The organism is Streptomyces sp. NPDC003248 (assembly GCF_055563235.1).
Window position 1 is genome coordinate 14,859 of sequence record NZ_JBVHDT010000012.1, and the last position, 12,581, is coordinate 27,439.

Sequence of the window (12,581 nt, forward strand, 5' to 3'; positions counted from 1 at the left end):
CCGTCGCTGACCTGTCAGGACGGGAAATCATGCTGGACGTGCGCCTTCTCGGTCCGGCCGAGGTGTGGTTCGAGGACCGGCGCCTCCCCCTGGGCGGCCCCAAACCGACCGCCATCCTCGCCGCGCTCGTCACCCATCCGGGTGAAGTCGTCTCCACCGAGCGATTGGTGGACCTCGTGTGGGAGGAGCACGCGCCCGCGACCGCCGGCGCCCTCGTGGCCTCGCACATCGCCGCCCTGCGCAGGGCCCTCACCCCGGTGGGTGCCGCCCGCGCGATCCAGACCCGTTCACCGGGCTACCTGGCCGCCTTCGCCGCCGAGCGGATCGACGCGCGTCGCTTCGAGGCCGGTCTCGCGCTGGGGCGCCGTACGGCCGCGGAGGGCCGCACCGCCGAGGCGGCGGACATCCTGCGGCAGGCGCTGGGACTGTGGCGCGGCCGGGACGCGCTGGAAGGGCTCGGGCAGTTCTTCGCGCGCACCGAGGCGTCCCGGCTCGTGGAACTGCGGCTCGTCGCCCGGGAGGAGACGTACGCCCTCGACCTGGCGCTGAACCGCGCCGACGACGTCATCCCGGAGCTGCTCGCGCACGTCCGCGCCCACCCGCTGCGCGAACGGCCGCGCGGACAGCTGATGACCGCGCTGTTCCGCGCCGGACGCCTCCCGGACGCCCTCCGCGTCTTCCGGGAGGGGCGCGAGCTCCTCCGCACCGAACTGGGCATCGACCCGGGGCCCGAGCTGCGCGCCCTGCACCAGGCGCTGCTGACCGGTGACACCGAGGTGCTCGGCCCCCCACCGCCCACGCCCGCCGCCACCCGCCCGCCCCGCCCCGCCGCAGCCGCGTCCGCCACCGGCCCCGCTTCCGCCACCGGCCCCGCGTCCGCGTCCCCGACCGCTCCCGCGTCCGCCGCCGTGCCCGTGCCCGCCGACGCGCCCCGCGCCGCCGGTCCGCCCCCGCGCATCCCCTCCCAACTTCCGCCCGACGTGGCCGACTTCGTCGGGCGTGAGGAGCAGATCGCCTGGACGGTCGCCGTCCTGGCCGGCAGCGGCACCCCGGAGCGGACCGCCCCGCCGATCGGCGTCATCACCGGCCGCTCGGGCACCGGCAAGACGGCCCTCGCCGTGCACGCGGGCCACCGGATGGCCGACCGGTTCCCCGACGGACGGCTCTTCCTCGACCTGAGGGCCGCCGACTCCGCGCCGCTGCGCACCACCGACGCGCTGGCCCGGCTGCTGCGCGCCGTCGGCGTCGACCCCGACGCCCTGCCCGCCGACGCCGAGGACCTGGTCGCCCTCTACCGCACGCACCTCACCGACCGCCGGATCCTGATCGTCCTGGACAACGCCGCCGGCGAGGCACAACTGCGGCCCCTGCTGCCGCCCGGACCCGGCTCCGGCGTCCTCATCACCAGCCGCCGCCGGCTCGTCGCCCTGGAGGGCGCGGTCCGCCTGAACCTGACGGAGCTCGCCGAGGAGGAGGCGATGGCGCTGTTCGGCCGGGTCGCCGGAGTCGAACGCACCGAAGCCGAGCCCGACACGGTCGCCGAGATCGTCCGGCTGTGCGGACGGCTGCCGCTCGCCGTGCGGATCGCCGGCGCCCGGCTCGCCGCCCGCCCGCACTGGGCGCCCGCCCGGCTCGCCGCCCGGCTGCGCGACGGACGCCGCCGGCTCGACGAACTCCGGGCCGGCGACCTCGAGCTGCGCACCAGCCTGGAACTCGGCTACGCCGAACTGGGCCCGCAGGAACGGCGGGCGCTGCGCCGGCTCGCCCTCATGGAGCTGCCCGACTTCGCCGCCTGGATCGCCGCCCCGCTGCTGGACGTGAGCGTGGAGGACGCGGAGGACGCCGTCGAACGGCTGGTGGACTGCCACCTCATCGAACTCGTCGGCGTCGACGGCGTCGGCCAGATCCGCTACCGCATCCACGACCTGGCCCGCGAACACGCCCGCGAACGCTGCCTGGCCGAGGAGACCCCCGAGGAGCGCGAGGCCGCCGTGGCACGGCTGGTCGCCTGCTGGCTGTCGCTGGCCCGCGGGGCCGCCGCCCGCGCCCCCGGCGGCGCCTCCCGCCTCGTCCCCGAGCCGCACGCCGAACGGCCGCTCGACGCCGCCGTCGAGGAGGCGCTGCTCGCCCGCCCCGCCGACTGGTTCGCCTCCGAGCAGGCCTGTCTGACCGCCGGCGTGGTGCACTGCGCCGCCCACGGCCGGACACGGGCCGCCCGGGACCTGGCCGGCGTGTTGATAGCGAGTTCGGCTGCCCTCTACAACCGGTTCGACGCCTGGTCCCGCTCCCACACCGTCGCCCTGGAGGCCGTACGCCGCTCCGGGGACACCGAGGACGAGGCCTGGCTGCTGAACGGACTGGGTCAACTCCGTTACGAACAGGACCGGTTCGACGACTCGTACGCGTACTTCGGTGACGCGCTGCGGCTGTTCGAGCGGATCGCCCCCGATCCGGACGGTGCCGGCGCGGCCCGTGGACGGGCCGCCGCGCTCGCCGGCATGGGCTCCGCCCGCCGTGAACAGGCCCGCTACGCCGAGGCACTGGAACTGCTGCGGCCCGCGCTCGCCGCGTACGAGCGGCTCGGCGACCAGGTCGCCTGCGCCCACGTCCTCTACGGCATCGGCTACGTCCACCGCGAGCAGGGCCGGCACGACGAGGCGTGGCGGGAACTCACCCGCGCCCTGGAGCTGTACCGGAAGGCCGCGGACCGGCACGGCGAGGCACTCACCCTGCGCTCGCTCGGCCTGTGCCACCGGGCACTGGGCCGGCTCGCCCAGGCGGAGGACCTCTTCACACAGGCACTGCGCCGTTTCGAGGAGGACGACGACGTGTTCGGCGCGATGTACGCCGGGCAGTCGCTGGCCAAGGCGCACATCCGTCAGGGGCGGCTCGCCGAGGCCCGGGAGCGGCTCGCCGCCTGCCTGGAGGTCACCCGGCAACAGCAGGACACCTTCGGGGAGGCACTCGTGCTGCGCACCCTGGGCGAGTGCCGGCTGGCCGCCGGTGACCTCGACGCCGCCGAGGAGGCGCTGCGCCGGGCGCTCGTGCTGTGGGACGGGCTCGGCCTCCCGCTGTGGCGGGCCCGTACCCTGCGCGACCTGGCCACCGTCGCCCGCGGCCGCGGCGACGACGCGTCCGCCGAGGCGGCCCGCGCCGAGGCCCGAGAGGTCTTCCGCCGCCTGGGCAGCCGGGAGGCGGCGGAGGCCGGCCGGCCCGGCGAGGGCTGACCCCGACGACCGGCCCACGACGACGGACCGGCCCACGACGACGGACCGGCCCGCGACGACGGACCGGCGCACGACGAGGACCGGCCCATGACAGCAGACCGGTCCACGACAGCAGACCGGTCCACGACGGCCGGCCGATCCACGACGGCCGGCCGGCCCGCGACAATCTGCCTGCACAGGGCTCTGCAGAAGATGTGCATCACTTATGCAGGCCCCTCGGCCACCGTTGACGGCATGACAGACATCATCCTGCTCTCGGACCCCCGGGTGGCGCGCACTCCCGTCGAGGAGTGCGGTGAACCCCTGGCCGACCTGCGCGCGGACGGCCGGCTGCGCATGGACGCACGGCAGGCCGACGGCGACGGCTCCTACGCCCATCTGCGCACCGGCGTGCTGGAGCGCCTGCTCCAGGCACAGCGCCGGCTGCCCGACGGCGTCCGCTTCCTGGTGGTGGAGGGTTTCCGGCCGCCCGGACTGCAACGCCGCTACTACGAGGAGTACGAGGCCGTCATGCGGACCGCTCACCCGGACGCCTCGGAGGCGCGGATACGCGAGGTCACCAGCGCGTACATCGCGCCGCCCGACGTGGCACCGCACGTCAGCGGGGGAGCGGTGGACCTGACCCTGTGCACCGACGACGGCACCGAACTGCCGCTCGGCACCGAGGTCAACGCCACCCCCGAGGAGAGCGCGGGCGCCTGCCGCACGGCGGCGCCCGGCATCGACGCCGAGGCCCGTGCCCACCGGGCACTGATGGACCGGGCCCTCACCGGGGCCGGGTTCGTCAATTACCCGACCGAGTGGTGGCACTGGTCGTTCGGCGACCGTTACTGGGCCCTAGTCACCGGGCGGCCGGCCGCCCGGTACGGGCCCACCGACCTGGGTTGACCGACCCACGGACGCCTGCGCGGAGTGACCGCCCGCGCAGACGGGGGATCCCATGAACAGCACGCACACCGACATCAGCACGCGCGCCGCCGACCCGGACGGCGCGGACGGCGAGGCACCGGCCCCCGGCGACTGGATGACACCGGAGGAGTTCGACACGGCGTTCACCGCCGCCATGCCGCGGCTGCGGCGCCGGCTGCTCGCCCTGACCGGCGACCCGCACGACGCCGACGACCTGCTCCAGGACACCTATCTGCGGCTCGCCCGGCGGGCGCACGCCCGCAGACTCGCCCGCCAGCGGCACGCCTACGCCTACACCTGCGTCGCCGCGCTCAACCTGCTGCGCGACTCCTGGCAGCAGGCCTCCCGCCGCGAAGTGTGCTGCGAACGGCTGCCCGACCGGGGCTGGGACGGCGGTCTCGCCCTGCGCGAGGCGGAGTCGGCCGTCGTCGACCTGCTGCGCGGCCTGTCCGCCAAGGAGGCGGCGGCCGTCATCCTCGTCGACATCGAAGGGCTCAGCCACGACACCGCCGGGGACCGGCTCGGCACGCACCGCGGCACCGTCCAGCGCAACCGGCAACGAGCACTGGCCAAGATCCGTGCCGCACTCCAGGCATACGGACCGCTCCCGGACACCGTCTCGTCCACGAAGGCCCGCCGCGACCCGGACCAGGCCGACCCGGACCAGGGCGACCGGAACCAGGCCGCCGCGGACCCGGCGGCGGTGCCGGACCGGACCACCCACCCGGCCCGCCCACACCCCTCACCCGAACCCCACTCACCCGCACCCCACCCACCCACACACCGACCACCCGCACCCCACCCGCTCACACCCGACTCATCCGCACACCGAGAGCAAAGGAAACCGGGGGACAGCACATGCGCAGCATGAACCGGACGATGACCGCGGCAGGCGGCATCCTGCTCGCCGCGATGCTCGGCACGACGAGCGCGACGACCGCCACCGCGGCACCGGCCGCACCGGCCGCACCGCAGCGCCCGGCGGCGGCGGCCGACTGCCGGCCGCTCGCCGAGGCCTCCGCGCAGGCCCGGGCCGTCGTCGACGCCGCGTGCAGCCAACTGGGAGTCCCGTACTCCTGGGGCGGCGGCTCCATCCACGGGCCCACGTACGGGAAGGACTACCCGGGCGGCGGTCCCGGATCGCACGACAGCCAGGTGAAGGGCTTCGACTGCTCGCACCTGGTGCAGTACGCGGCCTGGCAGGGCGCGGGCATCCTGCTGCCCGAGGGCTCCTGGAACCAGGCGCAGTGGCAGGGCGCCACCGCCCGCTTCGGCCGCGGCCAGGGCACCGCCCCGCTCCAGCCGGGCGACCTGGTCTTCTGGGCGAAGAACCCCGGCAACCTGGGCACCGTGCACCACATCGCCGTCTACCTGGGCGGCGGCAAGATGGTCGAGGCCCGCGAGTCCGGGACGCGCGTGATGGTCAGCACCGTCCGCCTCAACGCGGAGTACGCGGGCGCCATCCGCATCACCGGCGGCGGCGGACAGCCGGCCCCGGGCACCAAGCGGTACGTCACGTGGGGCACGGGCGTCAACCTGCGGGCCCAGCCCAGCACACGGGCCGAGGTCAAGGCCCGGCTGAACGGGCCCACGCCGGTCGACGTGCAGTGCCAGAAGCACGCCGAGCCGGTGGAGGCCGAGGGGCACCGCAACGACGCCTGGTCGTACCTGCCGGCGTACGGCGCCTGGATCTCCAACATCTTCATCGACGACCCGAAGGCGTGGCTCGACGTCCCGACCTGCGACTTCTGACCGACCCTCGGTCGCCCGGCCCCCCCACACACGCACACGTCCACCGGTTCGTGTGCCCGCACGAAGGACACCACTTCCATGTCGACGACACGTTCGCCCCAGTCACCGTCCCGGCCTCGGCCCCGTCCCGAGTTCACGGCGCGCATCGCGGCCGCGCTGGCCGCCGTCGCGTCGGCCGCCGCGCTGATCCCGCTGTCCGCGGCCGGTGCCGGCGCCGCACCCGCCGCGCCCGCTCCCACGGCCGTCGCCGCCTACAGCGGTTCGTGCCCCGCCGCCGGACGGGTCACCCAGGGCTACCACTCCGGCCACGACGGCGTGGACATCGCCAACAACCGGGGCACGCCGATCTACGCGACCGGCCCCGGCACCGTCATCGCCTCGGGCCCCGCGAGCGGCTACGGCCAGTGGATCCGCATCCGCCACGACGACGGCACCGTCACCGAGTACGGCCACATGTACGAGCGGCTGGTCTCGGTCAACCAGCGGGTCAACGGCGGCCAGCACATCGCCCGGATGGGCTCCGAGGGCCAGTCCACCGGCCCCCACCTGCACTTCGAGGCGCACACCTCGACGTCCAGCACCCGGGGCACGGACCCGATCGCCTACCTCGGCGCGCGCGGGGTGAGCCTGCCCTGCACGCCGGGCGGCGGCGGTGGGAACCCCGGCACGAACTTCACCACCTGGGGCTCCGGCGTCCGGGTCCGCGAGGACGTCCGGCTGAACTCCCCCGTCGTCACCACGCTGTCCGGGCCGACGCCGGTGTACGTCGACTGCCAGAAGCGCGGTGACATGGTGGAGGCCGAGGGCCTCCGCAACGACGCCTGGGCCCATGTCCCGGCTCTCGGCGGCTACCTGTCCAACATCTACATCGACCACAGGGACGCCTGGCTGCCGGGCGTGCCCGAGTGCCGCTGACCCGCGCACACGACTGTGCCCCGGGCCCTCCGACGAGGGCCCGGGGCACAGTCGTGTGCGCGGGGGTTCAGCAGTGGGGAAGGCCGCCGATCACGACGTTGCCGGCCCAGGCCCAGACCTCGTAGTACTGGACGCCGCCGAAGTCGACGTTCAGCAGGTACCACTCGTTGCTGCCCCAGCCGCCGGACGAGACGTACTCGCCGCGGACGAAGCAATGGGCCACGCCACTGCCCCACTCGGAGCCGGTGTTCGCCACGATCCGGTACGACCTGCCGGGCCCGGTACGGACATTGCTGTGCGGCTGGAGGATCCTGTCGCTCGCTGCGATGCGCTCGGACGACACGGACGACGTGGACGACACGGACGACGTGGTCGGCCGGGCGGCGTCCGCGGCCTCGGCCGGTACGGCGGCCCCGAACAGGGCGACGACCGCGCCGGCCACCACGGCGGTGGAGAGACGGAAGCTGCGCTGGGACATGGTGAACTCCTTCGGAGACGGACTGGGTGGAACGGTGACGAGCGGCGTGGAGTGGGCGGGACGTGCGGGACGGTCCCTCGGTGTCGGTCGGTCCCGTCCCGGTCAGCAGGGGCGGACGGAGTCGGCGGGGTCCCGGCCGATGTCGACGTTGCCGCCCCACACCCACACGTTGTTGTACGGGCCCACGGTGAGGTCGACGCTGTCGTGGACGCTGCCGTGGTACCAGACGTCGGTGCCGTAGCCGCCGGACTTGATGTACTGGCCACGCGTGTAGCAGACACCGTCCAGGTAGAACCGTTCCTCGATCGAACCGGTGTTGACGACGACACCGCCGCCGGTGTTCGGCGCGGAGCGGACATTGCTGTAGGTCTGCAACGAGACGTAGAAATGGGCGTGTGCGGTGCCCGCCGCGCAGAGGACGGCGAGGGCGGCGCCGGCCGCGACGCCGACGGCGGCCGTCCGGCCGCGCCCCCTGGCCGGCGTGGTGGTGGTCATGCGTGCTCCTTCGGCTTCGGTCGCGGTGCAGGACGGGAGTGGTGAACGCCTGCGCGCTGCTGGGACGGGACACGCGGCCCCGGCGTATGAGTGCGGGCGGGGCGCGGGCCTGCGGCACGGCACGGTGGGGAAGCCGGGCTCCTTCACAGGGGCCGCCTATAGCATCCCCCCGGCCCTCACGCGGATTCCGTGCGGGCCCGGAGAGCGGGGGAGTGGCGATGGACGACGGGATCGAGCGCGCGTACCGCAGACGGCGGGGGGTGCCCTCGGCGCAGCTCGCCCTGGCGGCGGTGGCGGTGCTGGTCGCCGTCAACGCGCTGAACTGGATGACAGTGTCAGGGCCGACGTCCGGGGACGTGCTAACCGTGGCGGTCTGGCTGTGCCTCGGCGGCGGGGTGGCGCTGGAGCAGTGGCGGGCGCGGACGTCCGTCTCGGCCGACGGGGTCACCGTACGAGGGCCGCTGCGCACCCGCACCGTGGCCTGGTCGGACGTCTACGGCATCCGCGTCGAGGACAGCAGGCAGCGCAGCCCGCGCTGGCAGGCGTACCTGTACCGCACCGACGGGCGCCGGGTCCGCCTTCCCCACGTGGACGATCTTCAGCTGACCGACCCGGTCGCCGAGGTCGCCTGCCTGTGCGCCACCGCCGTACGTCTCGAACTCACGACCTTCGAGGCGCGGCCGGAGCCGGAGGAGCGCATCCGCCGTGGGGCGAGGCGGCGCACGGCGTGGCGGCGGGCGGGGATCGGCGGCCTGGTCGTCGCGGCCGCCCTGTTCGCCGTCGACGTCTGGGCGATCCTCACCGACCGGCCGTCGCACGCGTCCCTGCTGCTCGTGGGCGTGCCCCTGCTCTGCGTCCCCTTCTTCTTCCTCCTCCTGGACCGCCTCGGCGAGGCACTCGCCGCCCGGCGCCCGACCGGTCCCGCCTGATACGGCGTTCCGCCGGTGCCGAGCCGCCGTTCCTGTGCAACTGTCGGGCGGTCTCGGCGGTCACATGATCATGTCGCAGATTCTCAACGGCCGAGGCGTCTCCGCGAGGTTCGACCCCGACGGCGTTCACATCACCCGTTCCGGCCGGCAGGTCGACATCCCGCTCGCGGCGGTCCGGGAGGTCCGGGCCGCCGAGGCGCGGGCCGTCGAGATCGTGCTCACCGACGGTACGGCCCACCGGGTCGAGGGCGGCAACCCGACGGCCACCGCCGCCTTCGCCGCCGCCCTGACCGCCGTACTCCCCGAGGAACGCGACCCGGCGGGCGGCGCCGTGGTGACCGACACGCGGACACCGCGCGACTGGGGCCTCTACGCGATCCTGGCCCTGGGCGCCGCTTTGGCGCTCGCCTACGTCGGATACGCCGTGTGGGTGACCCTGACACATGGCGCGCGCGTCCTCGGGGTGATCGTCGGCGTCGTGCCGCTCCTGGCCGGCGTCGTCATGCTCGCCTCGGGCCTCGCGGAGGCCGTACGCCGGATCGTGCTGAGCCGGCGCGGCATCACCGTCCTCGCCGAAGCCGTCGGCAAGGACGGCAAGAAGACGGTGTACGGCTACTCGGACGCCGACGGCGGAGTCCACCGCTACACCTGCAAGCGCACCCTCCAGCGCATCCAGCTCGCCTACGACCCGGAGCGACGGGTGGGGGCCGCCCACGCGGACTGGCTGCCCTTCGTGGTGGGCAGACTGGTCGTGAAGATCGTCGGGGCGCCGTTCTGGCTGTTCGTCGGCGGGGTGATGGTCTTCGGGGTGCTGTGGTGACCGAAGTCCCGGGCCGTCCGGCTCCGGTCGTGAGCGCCACGGCCAGTCCGCGCCCCCCTCACACCCTGCCGCCGGTCGCGCTGCCGGCGGACAGCCGCTGGGCGACGTAGATCGGGACGACGGACAGCAGGACGAGCACCGCCGCCACCACGCTCACCACCGGCGCCTGCTGAGGGCGCGTCATGTTCTCGTAGATCCACAGGGGCAGGGTCTCCACGCCCGGACCGGCGGTGAAGGTCGTCACCACGATCTCGTCGAAGGAGAGCGCGAACGCGAGCAGTCCGCCCGCCAGCAGCGCCGAGCGTATCGCCGGGAAGGTGACGTCGGCGAAGACGCGCACGCCGTGCGCGCCGAGGTCCGCCGCCGCCTCCTCGGAGGAGCCGGAGGAGCGCCGGAGCCGGGCGACGACGTTGTTGAAGACGATGACGATGCAGAAGGTGGCGTGCCCCACGACCACGGTGAACAGCCCCAGACCGACACCGAGCGGTTCCAGCACGGCATCGAACGCCGAGTTGAGCGCGATGCCCGTGACGATGCCGGGCAGGGCGATCGGCAGGACGACCACGAAGGAGAGGGCGTCCCGTCCGAAGAAGCGGTGCCGGGCGACGGCGAAGGCGATCAGCGTGCCCAGGACCAGCGCCACGGCCGTGGCACCGAGGCCGGCCTTGACCGACACCCACAGCGCCTGCCGGGCACCGGAGCTGTGCCAGGCGGCCGACCACCAGTGGAGGGTGAGGCCGGACGGCGGCCAGCCCGCGCTGCGGTCCGGGTTCAGGGAGTTGACGAGGACGAGCAGGAGCGGACCGTAGATCACCGCGAAGCCGAGCCCGGCGGCGGCACGCAGCGCGATGCGCGCGGAGCGGGAGAGTTGCATGACACACGTCCCTAGAGGTTGCTCAGGGCGCCGGTGCGGCGCATCGCCAGCAGATACAGCACGACGACGGCCACGGGGACCGTGCCGAGCGCGGCCGCCATGGGCAGGTCGAGCTCGAAGTGGGAGTAGACGAGGTTGCCGATCAGCTGGCTCTTGCCGCCGACGATCTGCACGGTGATGTAGTCGCCCAGGCTGAGCGAGAAGGTGAAGACCGACCCCGCGGCGACCGAGGGCAGCACCATGGGCAGGACGACCGAACGGAAGGTGCGCCCGGCCCGCGCGCCCAGGTCCGCCGACGCGTCGAGCAGGGCGTCGGGCAGTTGCTCCAGCGCGGTGTGGACCGGCAGGATCATGTACGGCAGCCAGAGGTACGTCAGCGTCAGGACCGTGGCGGGGAGCCCGTACCCCGGTCCGTCGAGGCCGAACGGCCGCAGCATCCAGTCGGCGAGCCCGCCCTCGGACAGGATCAGCCGCCAGGCGTACACCTTGACCAGGTAACTGGCCCACAGCGGGGTGAGGACGGCGACCACGAGCAGCGGGCGCCACCGGGGCTTCGCGACCCGGGCGGTGTAGAAGGCGAGGGGGAAGGCGATCACCGCGCACAGGACGGTGACCGCCAGCGCCACACCGATGCTGCGCAGGACCACCTGCCGGTAGACCGGCGTGGTGAACAGCGCCCGGAAGTTGTCCGTGGACCAGACCCGTACGACCTCGGAGGTGAACGAGTCGGTCGTCCAGAACGCGGAGACGAACAGCACGCCCAGCGAGCCGAGGTAGAGCACGGCCAGCCACAGCAGGGGGGCGGCCAGCAGCAGGGACAGACGGAGCCGGGGACGGCGGTGCAGCGCCCCGGCGAGCCGCCGGACGGGGGAGCGCCCGGCGGTCCGCACGGCGGTGGCCATCGCGGTCAGCCCTTGATCTCGGTCCACGCCCGGACCCACTCGGCGTACGGCACGCACCGGACGTCCGTGCGGCCGTCCAGGCACTGCTCGATGGGCGTGTTCCAGAACGCGATCTTCTTCCAGTAACTCTCGTCGGCGGCGTGGTAGGTGTCGCACCACGTCGGGTCGCCGGTCTCGTCGCACGCCTTCGCGTTGGCCGGTGCCTCGCCGAAGTACTCGGCGACCTGGGCGTTGACCTCCGGGGAGACGATCCAGTCCAGCCACCGGTAGGCGCAGTTGGGGTGCTCGGCCTCGGCCGACAGCATCCAGGTGTCGGACCAGCCGGTGGACCCCTCCTCGGGCACGACGGCCTCGACCGGGCCTCCCTCGGCGCGGGTCAGGTTGGTGATGACCTGCCAGGTGGTGCCGATGACGGAGTCCCCGCTCTTGAACGCGGAGATCTCCTTCAGATAGTCGCTCCAGTACTCGCCGATGTTCGCGTTCTGCCGCTTCAGCAGGTCCACGGCGGCGTCGAACTGCTCCTGGTCGAGGGCGTAGGGGTCCTCGATCTTCAGCTCGGGCCGGGTGGCCTTCAGGTACAGGGCCGCGTCGGCGATGTAGATCGGCGAGTCGTACGCCGTCACCTTGCCCCGGTACCTCGCGGCGTCGTCGAACACCGCGGACCAGGAGGTCGGGGCGGGCTCGACCACCTCCGTGTTGTACATCAGCAGGTTGGCGCCGCGCCCGTGCGGGATGCCGTAGGCCACGCCGTCCACGGAGTTCCACTCCTGGTTCTTCAGGCCGGCGAAGACGTCCTGGTAGTTCGGTACGAGGTCGGTGTTGACCGGGGCCGCGTCACCGGAGGCGATCAGGCGCAGGGAGGCGTCTCCGGAGGCGGAGACGGCGTCGTACCGGCCGGTCTTCATCAGCTTGACCATCTCGTCCGAGCTGGCGGCGGTCTTGGCGTTGACCTGACAGCCGGTTCGCTTCTCGAAGTCGCTGACCCAGTCGGTGTTCGGGTCGTTGGAGCCGTCCTCGACGTATCCGGCCCAGGCGATGAGGTTCACCTCGCCCTCGCCCTTGCCGAGTGCGGACCGCGCTTTCAGGTCGGGCGGGTCGAATCCGGCGGCGGAGGAGGAACCGCCGGAGTCGGAGCACCCGCAGGCGACGGCCGCGAGGAGCGCCGCCGCCACCGCGGCCGTGAGGACGCGACGGGGACGCGCGACGCGTGTGCGGTGGGGGCGGACGGCCGACATGAGGCCGGGGCGGACGGCGGGCATGCGGTCGGGGCGGACGGCGGA

General features: G+C 73.7%; 12 protein-coding genes. 7 read left to right on the plus strand and 5 right to left on the minus strand.

Annotated features, from left to right (window positions below):
* Positions 1–29: 29 nt before the first annotated feature.
* The 5 genes from ACZ3KJ_RS25535 (at position 30) to ACZ3KJ_RS25555 (ending at position 6,803) form a co-directional block, all read left to right on the plus strand.
* Positions 30–3,227 carry an AfsR/SARP family transcriptional regulator gene (locus ACZ3KJ_RS25535; RefSeq protein ID WP_467530323.1) on the plus strand — a complete coding sequence of 1,066 codons (3,198 nt, stop codon included), beginning with the start codon at positions 30–32 and terminating at the stop codon, positions 3,225–3,227.
* A gap of 234 nt (positions 3,228–3,461) precedes the next feature.
* Positions 3,462–4,115, plus strand: coding sequence for a M15 family metallopeptidase (locus ACZ3KJ_RS25540; RefSeq protein ID WP_467530324.1), 654 nt, complete (start codon positions 3,462–3,464; stop codon positions 4,113–4,115).
* Between the two features lie 52 nt (positions 4,116–4,167).
* Complete coding sequence (locus tag ACZ3KJ_RS25545; RefSeq protein ID WP_467530326.1) at positions 4,168–5,007, plus strand: RNA polymerase sigma factor; 840 nt, start codon at positions 4,168–4,170, stop codon at positions 5,005–5,007.
* Positions 4,995–5,888 carry a C40 family peptidase gene (locus ACZ3KJ_RS25550; protein WP_467530327.1) on the plus strand — a complete coding sequence of 298 codons (894 nt, stop codon included), beginning with the start codon at positions 4,995–4,997 and terminating at the stop codon, positions 5,886–5,888. Before ACZ3KJ_RS25545 ends, ACZ3KJ_RS25550 begins: the two co-directional genes overlap by 13 nt.
* Positions 5,889–5,966: 78 nt before the next feature.
* Complete coding sequence (locus ACZ3KJ_RS25555; RefSeq protein WP_467530329.1) at positions 5,967–6,803, plus strand: M23 family metallopeptidase; 837 nt, start codon at positions 5,967–5,969, stop codon at positions 6,801–6,803.
* A gap of 67 nt (positions 6,804–6,870) precedes the next feature.
* Here ACZ3KJ_RS25555 and ACZ3KJ_RS25560 read toward each other — a convergent pair whose 3' ends face one another.
* Both ACZ3KJ_RS25560 and ACZ3KJ_RS25565 read right to left on the minus strand, forming a co-directional pair.
* On the minus strand, positions 6,871–7,281 hold the full coding sequence (locus tag ACZ3KJ_RS25560; RefSeq protein ID WP_467530330.1) for a hypothetical protein: 411 nt from the start codon (positions 7,279–7,281) through the stop codon (positions 6,871–6,873).
* Positions 7,282–7,383: 102 nt separating this feature from the next.
* The gene (locus ACZ3KJ_RS25565) at positions 7,384–7,776 is read right to left on the minus strand and encodes a hypothetical protein (protein ID WP_467530332.1); all 393 of its coding nucleotides are present in this window, start codon (positions 7,774–7,776) and stop codon (positions 7,384–7,386) included.
* Between the two features lie 218 nt (positions 7,777–7,994).
* Between ACZ3KJ_RS25565 and ACZ3KJ_RS25570 the strand changes: the two genes are divergently transcribed.
* The gene (locus tag ACZ3KJ_RS25570) at positions 7,995–8,705 is read left to right on the plus strand and encodes a PH domain-containing protein (protein WP_467530334.1); all 711 of its coding nucleotides are present in this window, start codon (positions 7,995–7,997) and stop codon (positions 8,703–8,705) included.
* A gap of 70 nt (positions 8,706–8,775) precedes the next feature.
* Positions 8,776–9,525, plus strand: coding sequence for a hypothetical protein (locus ACZ3KJ_RS25575; RefSeq protein WP_467530336.1), 750 nt, complete (start codon positions 8,776–8,778; stop codon positions 9,523–9,525).
* Positions 9,526–9,583: 58 nt separating this feature from the next.
* Here ACZ3KJ_RS25575 and ACZ3KJ_RS25580 read toward each other — a convergent pair whose 3' ends face one another.
* Genes ACZ3KJ_RS25580 through ACZ3KJ_RS25590 form a run of 3 tightly spaced genes read right to left on the minus strand, consistent with a single transcriptional unit; the run spans position 9,584 to position 12,536 of the window.
* Positions 9,584–10,399: an ABC transporter permease gene (locus ACZ3KJ_RS25580; RefSeq protein ID WP_467530338.1), complete on the minus strand. Its 816-nt coding sequence runs from the start codon at positions 10,397–10,399 to the stop codon at positions 9,584–9,586.
* 11 nt (positions 10,400–10,410) lie between these two features.
* A complete protein-coding gene (locus tag ACZ3KJ_RS25585) occupies positions 10,411–11,301 on the minus strand; it encodes an ABC transporter permease (protein ID WP_467530598.1) in 891 nt (296 codons plus the stop codon).
* Positions 11,302–11,306: 5 nt separating this feature from the next.
* On the minus strand, positions 11,307–12,536 hold the full coding sequence (locus tag ACZ3KJ_RS25590; RefSeq protein WP_467530600.1) for an ABC transporter substrate-binding protein: 1,230 nt from the start codon (positions 12,534–12,536) through the stop codon (positions 11,307–11,309).
* Positions 12,537–12,581 lie beyond the last annotated feature (45 nt).

Bases quoted from the DNA above. Each gene is read 5' to 3' on its own strand.
- ACZ3KJ_RS25535 (WP_467530323.1), top strand. From the start codon at position 30: ATGCTGGACGTGCGCCTTCTCGGTCCGGCCGAGGTGTGGTTCGAGGAC.
- ACZ3KJ_RS25540 (WP_467530324.1), top strand. From the start codon at position 3,462: ATGACAGACATCATCCTGCTCTCGGACCCCCGGGTGGCGCGCACTCCC.
- ACZ3KJ_RS25545 (WP_467530326.1), top strand. From the start codon at position 4,168: ATGAACAGCACGCACACCGACATCAGCACGCGCGCCGCCGACCCGGAC.
- ACZ3KJ_RS25550 (WP_467530327.1), top strand. From the start codon at position 4,995: ATGCGCAGCATGAACCGGACGATGACCGCGGCAGGCGGCATCCTGCTC.
- ACZ3KJ_RS25555 (WP_467530329.1), top strand. From the start codon at position 5,967: ATGTCGACGACACGTTCGCCCCAGTCACCGTCCCGGCCTCGGCCCCGT.
- ACZ3KJ_RS25560 (WP_467530330.1), bottom strand. From the start codon at position 7,281: ATGTCCCAGCGCAGCTTCCGTCTCTCCACCGCCGTGGTGGCCGGCGCG.
- ACZ3KJ_RS25565 (WP_467530332.1), bottom strand. From the start codon at position 7,776: ATGACCACCACCACGCCGGCCAGGGGGCGCGGCCGGACGGCCGCCGTC.
- ACZ3KJ_RS25570 (WP_467530334.1), top strand. From the start codon at position 7,995: ATGGACGACGGGATCGAGCGCGCGTACCGCAGACGGCGGGGGGTGCCC.
- ACZ3KJ_RS25575 (WP_467530336.1), top strand. From the start codon at position 8,776: ATGTCGCAGATTCTCAACGGCCGAGGCGTCTCCGCGAGGTTCGACCCC.
- ACZ3KJ_RS25580 (WP_467530338.1), bottom strand. From the start codon at position 10,399: ATGCAACTCTCCCGCTCCGCGCGCATCGCGCTGCGTGCCGCCGCCGGG.
- ACZ3KJ_RS25585 (WP_467530598.1), bottom strand. From the start codon at position 11,301: ATGGCCACCGCCGTGCGGACCGCCGGGCGCTCCCCCGTCCGGCGGCTC.
- ACZ3KJ_RS25590 (WP_467530600.1), bottom strand. From the start codon at position 12,536: ATGTCGGCCGTCCGCCCCCACCGCACACGCGTCGCGCGTCCCCGTCGC.